A 16,057-nucleotide genomic window follows, 5' to 3' on the forward strand; every position below is an offset into this window, starting at 1 on the left:
AAAGCAGAATGGCAAGTAGGAGCCGCGAGTTGATGAGAGCATGAGGAACTGTAGGAGCGACGACCTCAAGGTCTGGTTGCTGCTCATGGGGATTACCCTGTGTGCCGCCTGTACTGATCGCGAGATGACCGCGGAGACTCCTCCGATTACTCGGTCTTCGAGTAATAGACCGCCGGCTGTCACCGCTGCCGTGATTGTGAATACACCGCTTTCTCAATCAGCTCCTGCGGCGGTGCAGATTCAGTCTGAGGATCCTGAGCGGGAAGCCGTCTCCTTTCACTATCAATGGTATGTGGATAATGCGCCAATCGTGGGCCAAACGAGTGCAACCTTGCCGCCTGAATTGTTTAGGCGTGGGCAAACGGTGTTTGTAGAGATCATACCAACGGACGGCACGAACAAGGGGCAGCTGTTTAGAACAGCGGGTGTTGTCGTTGGAAATAGTTTACCGAAAATAACGGCGGTTTCACTCGCGCCTCAGACGGCCCGAGCCGGTGATAGGCTGGAGGCACAAGTGCAGGCCAGTGATCCTGACTATGACCGTGTCGATCTCACCTATAAATGGTATCGCAACGGCACGCTGATCAAGGAGGGGGAAGATCCCTTTCTCGACACAGTCGGATTTTCTGCTCCTGATCAGGTTGCGGTGGAGGTAACGGCCAGTGATCCTACCGGCTCGGCAAGTTCCTTGAAGTCCGAATCGCTTGCGTTAGGGAACAGTGGTCCAATGATCGTCTCGACCCCTCCGACCAAGGCCGTCCAAGAGCGCTTTGACTACTCGGTGCAAGCGCTCGATCCAGACGGGGATCCATTAACCTATCACTTGGAGATGGCTCCCCCCGGTATGACAATCAGTTCAGACACTGGTCATATCGGGTGGCAGATCCCAACGGATCAAGCGGGGACCTTTCATGTCAAAGTCGTTGCGAAAGACGGACGTGGTGGTCTCGCAACACAGGAATTTGATGTGACGCTTTCTGCAACAGCGACTTCTGTCCCTCGCGGCGCCTAGCGGTTGTCCCAAGATCTCCCAGCTGCTTGTCTCGTCTATTTCTTGTCTGTTACACTGCAGCCAGTTGCTGTAGGCGGGAGACCAACCACGACTCGTGCGTAAGCTCAAATTACGAGAGGGCACCAACACCGCTGTCCTGTTCGGTCACCATGACCGACATCTCAAGTTGATCGAGGAGGAGTTGGGTGTACGGCTTTCCGCACGTGGCGAAGAACTCACCTTGGATGGCCTTCCCGAGGCCGTTCGTCAAGCCGAACGATTCCTCGTCGAGCTCGCCGCCCTTACCAATGAGGGTTTTACGTTACAAGCTGACGATGTGACCCACGCGCTCGGTGCCTTACGCCGGACTCCCGAAGCACCGCTTCGAGATGTGCTGGGTAAATCGGCCATGGTTGTCACCAAGAAGCGCTTCGTCGGTCCCAAATCTCCGACTCAAAAGGCATACATTGAAGCGATCGAACAACACGACATCGTTATCGCTATCGGCCCAGCTGGGACGGGGAAAACGTATCTCGCCATGGCTATGGCTGTGAGCGCTTTGATGAACAAGGAGGTGAGCCGAATCATCCTTGCCAGGCCTGCAGTCGAAGCAGGCGAGAAACTCGGCTTCCTTCCAGGTGACATCTACGAAAAGGTGAATCCCTATCTGCGACCGCTGTATGACGCACTGTTTGACATGATGGATATGGAACGGGCCAATCGCCTAATTGAGAGAGGTGACATTGAGATTGCTCCTCTCGCATTCATGCGCGGAAGAACGTTGAACGATTCATTTGTGATTCTCGATGAAGCGCAAAACGCGACGGCCGAACAGATGAAAATGTTTCTCACCCGGTTGGGATTCCATTCCAAGGTGGTCGTTACCGGCGATATCACACAGGTCGATCTCCCCAATGACCGAGTGTCTGGCCTTATACAAGTGAAGGAGATATTGCGTGATATTGAAGGGATTGCCTTCATCTACTTCGATGAGAAAGATGTGGTGAGGCATCGACTCGTTCAAGACATTATCAAGGCCTACGATCGTCATCAGGCGATGAATGCTCCTGAATCCCACTCGACGCGCGAACCGCTCTCAGCTCCTAAGCGTCAACCGTCAATTTCACGCAAGTCGACTCCAGTCGAGTTGCCGCCTGTCGGCCACGCAGGACGTTCTCATTAATGACGGTGTATCTCAGGGTGAGCCTTGTGCGGTACACCGTCCGACAATCTTCCTTTAAACATTTGGCCCAACGTATCTTGACGGCTGTCGGGGAAGCGACGTCGGAATTGAGTGTGGCATTGATAGGGGATGCTCGGATACAGCGACTGAATCGTGAGTACCGCAAACAGGATCAGGCGACCGATGTGCTGGCATTCCCGATACGAGAAGCCATCATGCCTCAGGGGAAGTACCCTACGACGAATATGCTGGGAGATGTGGTTATTTCAGTGCCTACTGCAGTTCGCCAAGCTAAGGAACTTGGACGATCGATCGATGTTGAACTGGCAACACTCTTGATCCATGGCGTGCTTCATCTTTGTGGATATGATCATGAGCGCAGTTCACGTGAAGCGGTGAGAATGTCGCGTCGAGAGCGGAAAGTTCTTGAGGCGATTGCTCCGGTTCCTCAATTGATCCGTTCTTCTCCTCAACGGCAAAGGAAGGTGTGCTGACGATGGGGTGGTTCCAACGACTCAGCGATGGGTTGGACAAGACACGCAACGTCATGCAGCAGTCGGTTGATCGATTCCTTGGACGCACGCCGGATCAAGAGCTACTCGAAGAACTTGAAGCCGCATTGCTCACCGCCGATCTTGGCACTCGGGTCGTCGATCGGCTCATTCGACAGATCAACGAAGAAACACGAGGGGCTGATGCGAAAACTTCGGAAGGACTGCGGAATGTGCTTAGTCAGGCACTCTACAGCATCCTGAAACCTGTCTCGAGCGCTACGATTGATCAACTCATAAACGATGGCCCAAAACCATTTGTTGTGTTAGTCGTTGGAGTCAATGGTGTTGGAAAAACAACGACGATTGCCAAGATGGCCCAACGAATGAGACAGGCCGGACGTCGCCCATTGCTCGTTGCCGGTGATACATTTCGTGCTGCTGCCATTGATCAACTACAAGTTTGGGGAGATCGAATCGGCGCAGAAGTCATACGTCAACGACAGGGGGCCGATCCTGCGGCAGTCGCATTCGATGGAATTGTTGCGGCCAAAGCCAGAAAGGTCGATGTCGTTCTGATCGACACCGCCGGGAGGCTGCACACGAAGTCAAACCTAATGGACGAACTCCGGAAAGTAAAGCGAGTGATCGCCCAAGAATTGCCCGGAGCGCCGCATGAAGTCTTGCTGGTCCTGGATGCCACACTCGGACAAAACGCCTTGGGTCAAGCTCGACAGTTTCATGAAGCGATGGGAGTCACGGGGATTGCGTTGACGAAGCTCGACGGGACCGCACGGGGCGGCATTGTCGTGGCGATTGCCGATGAGCTGAAACTTCCTCTCCGTTTGGTCGGTGTAGGAGAATCCGCTGAGGATTTGCAGGACTTCAATGCCGAAGCATTCGTGGCGGCGTTGTTTGGGCAGCGCACCGCCTCCCTATAAACCACGCGTTTCCTTCTCTTATCCTTCGCCTCGTGCTACCCTTTTTGAAGGCGAATAATGCGTCACAATGAATGAGGGTGTGGTGCAATGATCAAACTCTTGATCGTAGACGATGACCAAATGAATTGTGATTTGTTACAGAATGTGTTTACCAGACAAGGGTACCATGTCATCACGGCGACCAGTGGGCGAGAAGGACTTCGGCTCTTCCGCACCTCCAGTCCACGCGTGACGCTCTTGGATTTGCGAATGCCGGAAATGGATGGACTCACAGTCTTGAAGGAGATGCGAGCTATCGACCCCCATGCGCCTGTGCTAATCCTGGGAGGCGGAGCCACTGAAGCTCAGGAGAATCAGGCACGAGCCCTGCGAGCGACCGACTTTATCCGGAAAGGACTCTCGCTCGATGTTCTTGTTGAGGCTGTGAACCGAATTACGCAGGTGTCGATGCAATCCACGATCACCTCATCCTCATCAGGCATCGGGCCATCGATTCAGCAGATTGATGAATCGGTCTTGGTGGTCGATGACGAGCCTCTCGTATGCGATCTCCTCGTCCGCTTTCTGAGTCTCCGAGGGTATCGAGCCTTCGGGGTGAATGATGGGCAAGAGGCCCTTCGAATCATAAGTGACACACCGCCAGATGCCATCTTGCTCGACATGATCATGCCGGGAATGGCCGGGATCGATGTGCTTCGCGCCCTGCGCGAGAAAGAATATCCCGGGGGGATCATCATCATGTCGGGGAGCCAGAGCGAGGAATTGCTTGAAGAGGCCTGGAACTTAGGACCACAAGAAATTCTCCTGAAACCGATTGACCTCGATCGCCTTTTGACCGTGATCCAGCTTGTACTCGTGTGCCGCGAGTGTTAAAAGTTTTCTGATGCCTATCAGAAAACAGACGCTTGCATCGTACCTCTTTGCGCTGATCCTAATCTTCCTTGTACCCCTACAGGATGCGTGGGCTCTACCCGCGAGTGGCGATAGCATTCACGTCCACCATGAACTATCGGTTGGGCTCACCCCAGCGAGCCACGAAATAACAGCGGAGGATCGAATCACACTGGAGATTGATGAGCCGGTTCAGTCCCTCACCTTCACGCTTGCGGGGACGTTAGAAGTTAAATCAATTACAGTGGAAACGCCATCGACCAGGATTGAGCAAGACAGGTCGAGCCGGCTCGCGTCCTTTACAACCGTGCAGAATCCAGACTCCGCCACACGGCGGATCGTCGTTCTGCTTCCTGAGGAGCATGGCCGCAAGATGACGTTGGTCTGGGTCTACCGTGGGCTGATCAACGACCCCCCGAGAGAACCCCGTCACTTGCGGTTTGTCACCCCGAGTGAAACAGGAGGACATATCGGCACGGAGGGTGTGTATCTAAGCGGTGAAAGCCAATGGTACCCGGATCTCCCGGATTCCTTCAGTACCTTTCGGGTGACTGCTACGATTCCAGAGGAGTGGACCCTAGTTGGGTCGGGACGGAAAGTCATGCAGACCGTAGTCGCCGGTATGGTCTCTTCAACATGGGCTGTTGGAGAGAGGTCTGAAGCCTTCACTCTCGTTGCCAATAAATTCGTGGTGAAATCAAGAGAATGGAGCGCGTCAACGGGGCAGCACGTCGAACTGCAGACCTATTTCTTGCCGGATAATGCCGCCTTGGCGGATGAGTATCTCGATGCAACCGCGGAATATCTCGAGGCGTATATTCGAATACTCGGTGAATATCCGTTTGAGAGATTTGCCGTAGTCGAGAACTTTTTCGCGAGTGGTCTTGGCATGCCGTCCTTCACGCTCCTCGGCAGCGGCAGCATCAAGCGGCACTATGTACAACCCTACGCCCTGGGTCACGAGATCGTGCATTCATGGATCGGGAACTCGGTGTTCAATCGAGACGGCCATGCCAACTGGGTTGAAGGACTGACGACCTATCTGGCGAATTACTACTGGCATGAACTCGTTCAAGATGATCGCCAAGCCCTGGAGCAACGGCGGATGATGCTCCAAGGATTTAATCTCTACGTGAAGCCCGAAGACGATTACCCGGTGTCTCAGTTTCTCAGAAAGCACGACGAGAAGGATAATGCGATCGGCTATCAGAAATCGGCCTTTGTGTTTCACCTTCTTCGGCAAGAGGTCGGAGAGGAGGTGTTTTGGCGGGGTCTCAAGACATTTGTCAGTCACCATCGCCATCGGCCGGCAGATTGGGGATCGATCGAGCGAGTCTTTTCGCAAGAAAGTGGAAGAAACTTACGGTGGCTTTTTAAACAATGGGTCGAGCAACCTGGAGCTCCCGTACTCTCCATTGGAGATGTCAGTGCCAAGAAGGTGGACGGGAATGAAAACCAAGAGGCGTGGCACCTGATCCTCCGGATTGAACAGAACGAAATGCCGTATCGGATGGCAGTTCCCATCCATATCGAGATGGAGGACACCACGGAAGTACGATCGGTGGACTTGGCCCCTTCTCGTGTCACCATCGCGGAACTTCTCGTGCCGAATAAACCGTTATGGGTAGAGCTCGACCCAGGGCTGATGACGTTTCGACGAATGGCAAGGCATCAACTGCCACCAATCCTGAACAGCTATGTTACCGATCCACACAAGGCGGTGGTGAGGGCATTTTCAAGCTCTGGTTCTCCATTGGAGCAGGTCGTGTCCCGCCTTGCGGATCACGATTCGCCTGATTCGCAACGCACGACAGTGTCGGCGCTCGAGGGTGCGACGCTTCCTCAGGATGGCTCGATTCTGATACTGGCCGATGCGCACCAGATCCATGCCGTTCAATCTTTGGTACAAGAGTCATGTGGGGATCGCGCCGCACTCAGGGACAACGGATTTCAGATTGATGGACAGATGTATGAGGGCCCAACGATGGCGGTGTTGTTTTCCTGCCATCGGGCGAATGTTCCAGATAGCGTCATGACGGTTTTGTATGGCGTGACATCCGACTCAGTTGCGAAAGTGGCACGACTCCTGTTTTATTATGGGTGGCACAGCTATGTTATTTTTCAAGACGGTGGCGTCAAGAAGCGAGGGATCTGGCCTGGACAAGAGGCCACCATGGAGGTACGGATTGATGACATGTCGTAAGATTGTCGGAGTCTGGCTGGTAGGATGCTGTGTGTTGATAAGCACTCCAGAATTGGGAGAGACGGCTGACAGCCAAAAAGAAAAAGTTTCTCCCGCTGGTTCTACCGAACGTCACTTGGCCAACATTCGGCAACTAACGTTCGGTCGCCAGAATGCGGAAGCGTATTTCTCTTTTGACGGAACCAAACTTATTTTTCAATCGACCAATGACTGGTCGAAAGTATCTAAAGCGAATCCGTTGAAGCCAGCCGACGCCGGACGCGGGTGTTATCAAATGTATGTAATGGATCTGCAAAGTATGACGACGCGCATGGTCAGTACCGGTGTGGGGGCGACAACCTGCGGTTATTTCTTTCCCGGCGACCGGCGCGTCCTCTATTCTTCTACACATCAGGCCGGACCCAATTGTCCCCCGAAACCGAAACGGGATGGGGCCTACCGATGGGCCCTGGACGATTACGACATTTACTCGGTACGCATCGATGGACAACAAGTCCAGAGGTTGACGGCTACGCCGGGCTATGATGCAGAAGCGACGGTCTCGCCGAACGGGAAAACCATCGTGTGGACGTCGGTCAAGGACGGAGATCTGGACTTGTATACGATGAATCTGGACGGCACGAACGTTCGGCGCCTGACGGATGACCTGGGGTACGATGGAGGTGCGTTCTTTTCCCCTGACAGTACGCGTCTGGTCTATCGAGCGGCTCATCCAACCGACCCAGCAGAAATCGAAAAATACAAAGAACTGTTGGCACAGCGATTAGTCGAGCCGGGCCAGTTGGAACTCTTCGTGATCAATGCGGATGGGTCAGGCAAGAAACAGGTCACCTCAACCGGCGCCTCGAATTTTTCACCCTATTTTCATCCTGACGGGAAACGGATCATCTTCTCCTCGAACCTGGAAACGAGGGGAGAGGGTGGTCGCCCAAGTTTCCACTTATACCTGGTAGGAGACGACGGGGCAGGTACGGAACGGATCACCACCGAAGGCCATTTCAATAGCTTCCCCATGTTTTCGCCTGACGGGAAACGTCTCGTCTGGGTCTCGGATCGAAACACCAACGCACCAGGCGAGTTCAACGTCTTCTTGGCGGACTGGATACCCTGACGGACGTATTCGGCCATGAGTGATTGGTGACCAGCTCTGAGCACTCAGACGTCTCTGATCCGAATCAGACCAACCGGCGCGTGTCCTCTCCCATATCTGTGAAAAATATGGTGTCCCTCACGGTGTTCGGCTGTTCCATTGCAGCGCTGGTCATCAGCTTTCTGGGATTACAACGATTTGATCTGCCGGTTACCAAGTATGTTCGATCGGTGACGGTGCATCTCCCTTGGGACCAGCTCACCATCCCATGGATGGCTTTCACGAGTAACGCCGGGGATTGGATCGGCCAAGGGTGGCGTCTCGCGTCGGTCAGTCTCCTCCTCCTGGCCGCCGCCTGGGCGTTCAACAGGCCGATGCTCAAGCTCGCTGCGATTCAGTCGCTCATCGCCCATGGAATTGCGGCTGTATTGGCCAACGTTCTGAAACACCTCATCGGCAGGCCTCGCCCGAAGTTTCTGCACTCGGGAGACTGGCAGATGGCCATCTCCTGGATCTCAGGTCTGGATTCGTTCCCGTCGGGGCACAGTACGGCCAGTTTCGCGGTTGCGACCGTACTGGCCAAGCGATTCCCCACCTGGGGCCCGCTGTGTATGGGATTCGCGGCATTCGTGGCACTGAGCCGCGTCCTTCGCGGGTCGCATTTCCCCACAGATGTGGTGGGAGGGGCCGTCGTGGGCATTCTCAGCGGATCGATCGCTGCAGCTCCACTCAAAGAGTGGCGTACGTCAGTCCAGCAAGGATGTCGCGATGCAGCGATTTGGGCCTCGCTGGTCCTCGCCGTGCTGTGGACATTGTCCCACAAGATGGACGATAGCGTTACGGGCATGTTGTTCATGGCTGTGGGGGTATCAGCCGTTATGGCTGGGTTTTGGATACGACGGACCTATTGGCTATCCCAGGATCGACCAAGGGAAACGTGGTCGTCGAAGACCTCCCTCTATCTGATTGCGTATGGGCTTGCGGCGATGACGACCTCACCACTCGTGCATGTGGCAGTAGGGTTCACCTGCATGGCGTCTTGGTTTGATAGGCTGGGGCACGAGCAGATAATTGTGGATGAATGGTCGAGTGTGTCTGTCATGAAGGAAGGCGTCTTGCTCGGGAGCGTTGCTCTTGCCGTGCTGATCCTCGTTGGTGCACGAGGAGTGTTGCCCTTTCAGTGACCAATATGCCACGCGTCAAGCGTCGTTCGTATCTCGTCTCTCGATCCTGAGTTCCAGGTTTCATGTTCCAAGTTTCCGGACAACCTGAAACGCGAAACCTGAAACAGAAAACTTGGAACCGTGGGCCGATGTGCTTCACACTTCACGAAATACGTTCACGGATTAGTGTCCGAGAATCTTGGGAGGTGTTGCCGTGGGAACAGCTCCCGTAGTCCGGGGCAGGTCGACCATCGGTTCGTTAGCCAAGAGGACATAGCCATGTCGTTTGAGAATCGGTTGAAATGCAGCCGCTTCCGTCGGCAAAGCCTCCCGTAAAGACTCCGGCAGCAGAATCATCGTGCGACCCTCCTTACTCAAGGCTGTACGCAGTCGGTCGAGTTCATTGGATGGAATGAACTGCACCGTCCGTCTCGCATAGAAGGCAGTCGATGGTCTGGTTGTGCCAAACGCGATCAACTGGTCGTTGGGATTGAGATTCAGACCTGCGGCATAGGCCAATTCCTGCGGCGGTGCGATGGCGTATCGATTGAGATTGGGGACCACGACCAGGATGGCGAGCAGAAAGACGCTTGCGAGCGCTGCGCCGGCTACTCCAAAGGTGAGGTGGCGCTTTGTATCGTTGAGACCAAAATAGCCGATGAACCCCATGGCGGCCACGACGATGGTCGCACCCAGGTAGGGGCCGATCCCTAGTTCGAATTGGGTGGCGAGGGGGAACTCTTTGACCATCTTCCCAGAAAATTTATGGAAGAGGTACGGGGCGCTTGCAAGCCCGATGGCGACTAGATACCCGATTCCCATCATGAAGTGAATCGATCCGCGGAGTCCTTTGGCCGAAGCATCTTTCAGACCCAGGGCCCAATAGGAAGTGGCGAGGAGCGCACAGGCAGGAAACAGCGGACCGATATAGTGTGGGAGGCGGGTGGATGACAAGCTGAAAAAAATGAAGACCCGATCACCCACAAGGCTGCAAACCAATCCAATTCATGACCGGATCCTGCCGGCTCGCTTGTTCGAGGCGAACCATTCCGTTCGTGTAACCGACCAGGAGATTCCCGCCATGCGGCATAGGCTCGATAGAACGCGGCGGGCAAAAAAGCGCTCCAGGGATAGAAGCCCAGAAGCAAAACGGGAAAATAAAACCACCATCCCACTCCATGCCCTTCCATCGGAGCGAGGAATCGCCCCACTGTGTGGACCTTGGCCTGGGAGGTATACGCATCCCCATGGAGCAGAAACATCGCGGTATACCAGGGGCCCGCCAAGAGAATGAACAGCAAGGTGCCGACGATGGGAGCGCCTCTTTGCCAAAAGACCAGCCATTGCCGAGTGGCGATGAGATAGAGCAGCGCGGTGATCAGCGGGACAGCAAATCCCACAGGCCCCTTCGTCAGGGTTGCGAGGGCCATGCCGACATAGAAGCCCCAGATCCAGTGTCGGCCTGCCCCCTGTTCGTGAAGCCCCAGCCAGAAACTATAGAGCGACATCGTGGTGAAAAAGATCAGCACGCTATCGGTGATGGCCATGCGCCCCAGCGCCAGTATTTCAACATTCAACAGCAACATGAGCGCGCCCATCAGGCCGACGGTCGGGCCTCGAAGGCGAGAGAGAAACAAGTAGTGCATCACAATCAACGCCACGCCGAAGATGGCGGAGGGAGCGCGTGCGGCAAATTCGTTGACACCAAAGACCTGATAAGACCCCGTCATCAGCCAGTAGACGAAGACCGGTTTCGCCACGCGAAGTTCGCCGTTGAAGGTCGGTGTGACGAGATCACCGGAGGCGAACATCTCGCGGCCTGCTTCGGCGTTCCGACCCTCATCGCGATCGGTCAGACCCATGCTGCCGAGACCGACAAAAAAGAGGAGACCAGATAAGAGCAACAAAAGCAGAAGGTGGACGGGCTGAGGTGTGAGGCGGTCCATGAGTCGGTATCAGGTTACCCGTGAGGAAGGGGAGAGGCCAAGCGAGAGGACGTGGCTGGATCACTCATGCTTGTGGCCCTGGCGCGCTCTTCGTGTGATTCGCACGGTGAATGAGAGCCAGATTGCGGAGATACACCACCGATCCGATAGACTGTCCTGCAATAAAGACCGGGTCCATTCGGTAGATCGCATAGGAGAGCGTGATCAGTCCGCCGATGAGACTCATGTACCAAAAGGAGACGGGGACGCGGCTCTCCGCCGTCCGCTCGGAGGCGATCCATTGAACCACCCAACGGCCGAAGAAGAGCCCCTGACCGAGGAATCCGATACCGATCCAGAGTGTTTCAGTACTCATGAAGTGTGGGAGAGGTTGCTATCACGCACGGTCGACTCACGCCGCGGGTCCTCGGAATTTATACAGGAGCACGCGTTGCTGCATCCAACGCACGGCGATCAGATCGTACAGCGATGTGAACAAGCGGTTTCCCATCCCGTACTTGGAGACGCCATGAATGCGGGGATAATGCCGGACGGGCACTTCGGTTACCGTGAATCCATACATTAATGCGAGTGCCGGAAAGAATCGATGCATCCCCTCAAAGAGCCGGATGCGCTCCAGCACGGGGCGACGAAAGACCTTGAGCGGGCACCCCGTATCATGGACGCCGTCATGGGTGAACACATTTCGCACACGGTTCGCAATTCGAGAAGAGATCATCTTCACAAAGCCGTCCTGCCGGTGCTGTCTCCATCCGCACACCAGGTCGTACGCGTTGGTCAAGGGAATCAGCTTCAAAATATCTTCGGTATCTTGCTGAAGGTCGCCGTCGATCTGGACAATGATGTCACCGTTTGATTGATGAAAGCCGGCTTCAAGCGCACAGGTCTTACCGTAGTTACGGTCAAAGTGGAAGACGCGGACACAGGTATGTTCAGCGGCCAATCGGTCCAGCGCGTCACTGCTGCCGTCGCTGCTCCCGTCATCCACAAAGATGATCTCATACGGGCGCGACTGAGACGCCTCATGAGAGTCCATGACCTTCAATAAACTGGCGATGAGCGGAGATAAATTGTCGCGTTCATCCTTGATGGGGATGATTACAGAGGCCCAAGGGCTGGAAGGCAGGGTCATCTTACGCTAAAGCTCCAGCACTAGTCGGAGCGCCTGTTGATAAGAGCAGCATTCTATCCGAAGGTCGAGGGTTGGTCAAACGAGCGAGGGTAAAAATATTCAGATGGGTGATGGGCAGGCTAGGGCTTGGCCGCCACGACGGTGAAACGCATCGTGCCCATGAGACTCATCTCATTGATTTACTCGCCGGCATGAATCTCCACCATATACCGTCCGGGCTTCCAGATGCGTGGAGGGGAAGACAATCTTAAATAGCCGCTCTCATCCTCCAGGGCGATGAACATGGAGTCTTCGCCGTCGTCAATCTAGGGCTGAACAGCCCCTCCCCCCCAGCTAGGGCCATCTTCGGGGATTGCACCGGGGGAGGAATCGCGTAGACTCCAGCCTCTACGGAGGCGAACTCAGGACACGCACCACAATATGAATCGGACCACGACCTGCAAGATCCGCTGCTCAACACCGAGACCTACACCTACGACAACAATGGCAATGTTGCTACGGTGACGGACCGGAAGAGCCAGGTCACGACCTACACCTATGATGCCCTAAATCGGCGCACCAAGGCCACGTTCCAGGATGGGACGAGTACCAACTACACCTATGATGCCGGGAATCGGATCACGCAGGTGCAAGAGAAAGACGCCAGCAATGTCGTCACGGCCACGATCACCCGTACCTATGATGGGCTCGACCGACTCACCCAAGAAGTCACGCCACAGGGACAGGTAGATTATACGTATGATACCGCTTCGCGCCGTACCAGCATGACGGTCGCAGGCCAAACACAAGTGACCTACACCTATGACAACGCTAACCGCCTCACGCAAGTGCAGCAAGGCACCGATACTGTCGGAATCGGGTATGATATCGCTGGACGGCGCACCAGTCTCACGTTGCCCAATACGAACAGTCTCACCTATGCCTATAATGCGGCCTCAGAATTGACGAGCGTCACGTACAAGCAGGGCACCACGACGCTCGGTGATCTCACCTACACCTATGAAGCGGCGGGCAATCGAATCAAGACGGGAGGCACCTTCGCGCGCACCAATCTGCCTCCCGCACTCACGTCCGCCACCTACAATGCGAACAATCAACAGACCGCCTTTGGGACTACTACTGAGACCTATGACTTGAATGGCAATCTGGCAACCAGTACCGAGGCTGGCGTCACCACCACCTATACCTGGAATGCCAGGAACCAGCTGACGGGCATTAGCAGAACGGGTCTCACTGCGAGCTTGACCTATGACTCCTTCGGCCGACGAACCGGCAAGACGATCAACGGCACGACGACGAATTTTCTCTACGACGTGCTCAATCCCGTCCAAGAAAAGAATGGCGGGACAGTGACGGCAAACCTGCTCACTGGCCTAGGGATCAACGAATTCTTCACGCGAACGGATAGCGTGGGAGTTCGGGCCCTCTTGCCCGACGCCCTCGGCTCGACTGTCGCGTTGGCCGACAGCAGCGGCGTGCTCCAGACCCAGTACACCTATGAACCATTTGGCGTCACGACGCAGACGGGCGCCGCGAGCACGAATAGCTATAAATACACCGGGCGGGAAGATGATGGGACGGGGCTCTACTATTATCGGGCACGCTATTACCAGCCACAGTTCCAGCGGTTCATCGCCGAAGATCCCATCGGGTTCCTCGGTGGGGATGTGAATCTCTATGGCTATGTGGGCAATAATCCCGTTCTCCTCAGAGACCCGATGGGGTTGCTCACACTGGGGCAAGGCACACTCCTTGGGTGTGGGCTCGGAGGAGTGGGAGGCGGAATAGGTGCGAAGAAAAATAAAGTGTTTGGAGCTCTTACTGGGGGAGGTCTTGGGTGTGCGTTTGGAACCTTGATTGCGTCGGGGATTCCCTTTCCACCCACACCTATTGGAATTGCAATTAAGGCAGGAGTAGGTGCTGTGACAGGTGGTATTTCCGGAGGCCTGACGGCTGCGGCAGGGGGAGGGAATACACTGAATATTGCGATCGGTGCCTTTAGTGGTGCGGCAGGAGGAGCTATCGGCAACTTGGTCCCGGGTGGCCCAGTCCTCGGTGCATTGACGGGGTTTGCGGTCTCTACAGTCATTGGGGCTATTGGACCTTGATAGGGGTGTTGTGGACTATCTAAGTAGGGTTGCGGAGAGATTTTCTCTCTGGGCTGCCGGGGGGTTCGTTGTTTTTGCTGGCGTATGGATTTGGTTTCTAACGAGACTAGATGAAGCGGCACGAAAGGAAGCGGAATCGACTCGCTATTGGTGGGAATCGACGTCAACGTTCGAGAGTGAATTCAAGAAGATTCAATCGCGAGGGCGGCTAATCTATTCAATGTTCATTGCTATTAGTCTTTTTGCTGCCACGGTGATTGTGTGTGCCCATGTCCTGGTTCCTTAGCGAAGGGGGCATTTACCAGATTGTTGTCTGCGCTTCAGAGCTCACGAACCTGACTTACAGCCGGGCACGACCACGCTCGACAGGTAAATAGGGTCAGGTCTTACAATCAAACAAGTGTTCTGATATGCTCTGCGGTCATGGCTCGTCCGTTGCGTCTCGAATATCCCGGTGCCGTCTACCATGTCACGAGTCGCGGCAATGCTCGACAGAACATTGTCGCGGATGATCGGGATCGTACTGTGTTCCTGGATCGGCTAGCCCATGTGATCGATCGGTTTGGGTGGCGATGCCATGCCTACTGCTTGATGGATAACCACTATCATCTCCTGATCGAAACGCCAAAGCCGAATCTCTCGCAGGGCATGCGGCAGCTCAATGGTACCTACACGCAGGCGGTTAACCGTCGACACCAACGAGTAGGACATCTCTTTCAAGGGCGGTTTACCGCCATCTTGGTAGAAAAGGAAGCGCATCTCCTCGAACTCTGTCGTTACGTCGTGCTCAACCCAGTTAGGGCCAAGGTCGTCACCCATCCACAGCGTTGGACCTGGAGTAGTTATCGGGGCACGGTCGGCGCGCGGCCCGCGCCGACCTGGCTCACGACGGACTGGATTCTTGGGCAGTTTGGCCTGCGGCAGCGAGAGGCACAGGTCCGCTACCGGGCGTTTGTCGAGGACGGCCGCGAAGGGCCGCGGCCCTGGGACAAACTCAAAGGGCAGATCTACCTGGGTTCTGAGGCTTTCATCGCAGATCATCAGCCGGATCGGGTGATTCGAGACATTCCCCGTCGACAGACCCAGGCTGCTCGACCGTCGCTCAGTGCGCTCTTTCAGCGGCGAGGAGACAAGGTCCGGCAGATTGCGATGGCCTATCGGCAGTATGGGTATCGGCTGCGAGAGATTGCGGACCAGTTGGGGGTGCATGCCGTGACGATCAGCCGGCGTCTCAAGCAGGCGGAGCAGCGAAGAGTATGAACAAAAGACCTGACGGTATTTCCTTTGGGGGTGGTCAAACACAGACGCTGTGGTGAGGCTACCAGTTCGAGGCCACGACGGTGAAACGCATGGTCCCCATGAGGCTCATTTCGTTGACTTGCTCACCGGCATGAATCTCCACCGTATACCGTCCGGGCTTCCAGCCGCGTGGAGGGGAAGACAATCTTAAATAGCCGCTCTCATCCTCCAGGGCGATGTGCATCGCGTCTTCCGCGACGATGGTGGCTGGATCGAGCCCATGAATTCCTTCTGGTCTGCATCGTCCGAAGATGGTAAATGCCTGGTAGTGTTGATGCAACGAGAACACAACATAAATGGCTTGGGCATCGGCGAAAAATTCATCAGTCGGTTTGAGCGGGACGATCTCGTGGGACTGATACCGCCCCATTTGTTCGTCAAATCCCTCAGCCATGACGATTGAACGGAACATGCCTTGCGGAGGGGCATCGAAATCATAGGCTGGGACCTCGTCGGACCGGTTTTGGAACTCAGACATGGGGACGTGTTCGGTGATGGGTGGCTGTTCCGCTATGCCGACTTGAATACATGAGAGCCAGGCTGAGAGGAGCATGCAGGTACACAGAGATATTCGGATCATCATGCCTGTCTGCTACACCTCTTGAAACGACGCTGTCAA

General features: G+C 55.2%; 15 protein-coding genes. 10 read left to right on the top strand and 5 right to left on the bottom strand.

Going from position 1 to position 16,057, the window contains the following annotated elements; genetic code table 11:
- The first annotated feature begins 40 nt into the window (after positions 1-40).
- From IPM58_09890 to IPM58_09925, 8 genes are all read left to right on the top strand, one after another.
- Complete coding sequence (locus IPM58_09890) at positions 41-1,012, top strand: putative Ig domain-containing protein (protein MBK9307374.1); 972 nt, start codon at positions 41-43, stop codon at positions 1,010-1,012.
- A 94-nt stretch (positions 1,013-1,106) separates the two neighbouring features.
- Positions 1,107-2,174, top strand: coding sequence for a PhoH family protein (locus tag IPM58_09895; protein ID MBK9307375.1), 1,068 nt, complete (start codon positions 1,107-1,109; stop codon positions 2,172-2,174).
- Complete coding sequence (gene ybeY / locus IPM58_09900; protein MBK9307376.1) at positions 2,174-2,668, top strand: rRNA maturation RNase YbeY; 495 nt, start codon at positions 2,174-2,176, stop codon at positions 2,666-2,668. Before IPM58_09895 ends, ybeY begins: the two co-directional genes overlap by 1 nt.
- A gap of 2 nt (positions 2,669-2,670) precedes the next feature.
- Positions 2,671-3,606: a signal recognition particle-docking protein FtsY gene (gene ftsY, locus IPM58_09905; GenBank protein ID MBK9307377.1), complete on the top strand. Its 936-nt coding sequence runs from the start codon at positions 2,671-2,673 to the stop codon at positions 3,604-3,606.
- An 87-nt stretch (positions 3,607-3,693) separates the two neighbouring features.
- Positions 3,694-4,479, top strand: a complete 786-nt coding sequence (locus tag IPM58_09910; GenBank protein ID MBK9307378.1) for a response regulator — start codon at positions 3,694-3,696, stop codon at positions 4,477-4,479.
- A 10-nt stretch (positions 4,480-4,489) separates the two neighbouring features.
- The gene (locus IPM58_09915) at positions 4,490-6,700 is read left to right on the top strand and encodes a hypothetical protein (protein MBK9307379.1); all 2,211 of its coding nucleotides are present in this window, start codon (positions 4,490-4,492) and stop codon (positions 6,698-6,700) included.
- Positions 6,701-6,731: 31 nt separating this feature from the next.
- Positions 6,732-7,811, top strand: a complete 1,080-nt coding sequence (locus IPM58_09920; protein MBK9307380.1) for a PD40 domain-containing protein — start codon at positions 6,732-6,734, stop codon at positions 7,809-7,811.
- A gap of 26 nt (positions 7,812-7,837) precedes the next feature.
- Complete coding sequence (locus tag IPM58_09925) at positions 7,838-8,974, top strand: phosphatase PAP2 family protein (protein ID MBK9307381.1); 1,137 nt, start codon at positions 7,838-7,840, stop codon at positions 8,972-8,974.
- Positions 8,975-9,136: 162 nt separating this feature from the next.
- On the opposite strand, the gene IPM58_09930 is transcribed toward IPM58_09925, so the two are convergent.
- The 4 genes from IPM58_09930 to IPM58_09945 all read right to left on the bottom strand — a co-directional run bounded on the left by IPM58_09930 (position 9,137) and on the right by IPM58_09945 (position 12,031).
- The gene (locus IPM58_09930) at positions 9,137-9,778 is read right to left on the bottom strand and encodes a hypothetical protein (protein MBK9307382.1); all 642 of its coding nucleotides are present in this window, start codon (positions 9,776-9,778) and stop codon (positions 9,137-9,139) included.
- Between the two features lie 41 nt (positions 9,779-9,819).
- Complete coding sequence (locus tag IPM58_09935) at positions 9,820-10,899, bottom strand: glycosyltransferase family 39 protein (protein MBK9307383.1); 1,080 nt, start codon at positions 10,897-10,899, stop codon at positions 9,820-9,822.
- 64 nt (positions 10,900-10,963) lie between these two features.
- A complete protein-coding gene (locus IPM58_09940) occupies positions 10,964-11,254 on the bottom strand; it encodes a lipid-A-disaccharide synthase N-terminal domain-containing protein (protein ID MBK9307384.1) in 291 nt (96 codons plus the stop codon).
- 36 nt (positions 11,255-11,290) lie between these two features.
- Positions 11,291-12,031 carry a glycosyltransferase family 2 protein gene (locus tag IPM58_09945; GenBank protein ID MBK9307385.1) on the bottom strand — a complete coding sequence of 247 codons (741 nt, stop codon included), beginning with the start codon at positions 12,029-12,031 and terminating at the stop codon, positions 11,291-11,293.
- A 500-nt stretch (positions 12,032-12,531) separates the two neighbouring features.
- Here IPM58_09945 and IPM58_09950 point away from each other — a divergent pair, with 500 nt between their 5' ends.
- Together IPM58_09950 and IPM58_09955 are read left to right on the top strand one after the other, a co-directional pair.
- A complete protein-coding gene (locus IPM58_09950; protein MBK9307386.1) occupies positions 12,532-14,139 on the top strand; it encodes an RHS repeat-associated core domain-containing protein in 1,608 nt (535 codons plus the stop codon).
- A 423-nt stretch (positions 14,140-14,562) separates the two neighbouring features.
- Positions 14,563-15,399, top strand: coding sequence for a transposase (locus IPM58_09955; protein MBK9307387.1), 837 nt, complete (start codon positions 14,563-14,565; stop codon positions 15,397-15,399).
- 58 nt (positions 15,400-15,457) lie between these two features.
- On the opposite strand, the gene IPM58_09960 is transcribed toward IPM58_09955, so the two are convergent.
- The gene (locus IPM58_09960; protein MBK9307388.1) at positions 15,458-16,021 is read right to left on the bottom strand and encodes a hypothetical protein; all 564 of its coding nucleotides are present in this window, start codon (positions 16,019-16,021) and stop codon (positions 15,458-15,460) included.
- Positions 16,022-16,057: the final 36 nt, after the last annotated feature.

The organism is Nitrospira sp. (genome assembly GCA_016715825.1).
GTDB lineage: Bacteria > Nitrospirota > Nitrospiria > Nitrospirales > Nitrospiraceae > Nitrospira_D.

Excerpts from the sequence above, each read along its gene's own strand:
- IPM58_09915 (MBK9307379.1), top strand. The coding sequence starts at position 4,490 with ATGCCTATCAGAAAACAGACGCTTGCATCGTACCTCTTTGCGCTGATC.
- IPM58_09935 (MBK9307383.1), bottom strand. The coding sequence starts at position 10,899 with ATGGACCGCCTCACACCTCAGCCCGTCCACCTTCTGCTTTTGTTGCTC.
- ybeY (MBK9307376.1), top strand. The coding sequence starts at position 2,174 with ATGACGGTGTATCTCAGGGTGAGCCTTGTGCGGTACACCGTCCGACAA.
- IPM58_09890 (MBK9307374.1), top strand. The coding sequence starts at position 41 with ATGAGGAACTGTAGGAGCGACGACCTCAAGGTCTGGTTGCTGCTCATG.
- IPM58_09930 (MBK9307382.1), bottom strand. The coding sequence starts at position 9,778 with ATGATGGGAATCGGGTATCTAGTCGCCATCGGGCTTGCAAGCGCCCCG.
- IPM58_09960 (MBK9307388.1), bottom strand. The coding sequence starts at position 16,021 with ATGATGATCCGAATATCTCTGTGTACCTGCATGCTCCTCTCAGCCTGG.
- IPM58_09955 (MBK9307387.1), top strand. The coding sequence starts at position 14,563 with ATGGCTCGTCCGTTGCGTCTCGAATATCCCGGTGCCGTCTACCATGTC.
- IPM58_09940 (MBK9307384.1), bottom strand. The coding sequence starts at position 11,254 with ATGAGTACTGAAACACTCTGGATCGGTATCGGATTCCTCGGTCAGGGG.
- ftsY (MBK9307377.1), top strand. The coding sequence starts at position 2,671 with ATGGGGTGGTTCCAACGACTCAGCGATGGGTTGGACAAGACACGCAAC.
- IPM58_09910 (MBK9307378.1), top strand. The coding sequence starts at position 3,694 with ATGATCAAACTCTTGATCGTAGACGATGACCAAATGAATTGTGATTTG.
- IPM58_09945 (MBK9307385.1), bottom strand. The coding sequence starts at position 12,031 with ATGACCCTGCCTTCCAGCCCTTGGGCCTCTGTAATCATCCCCATCAAG.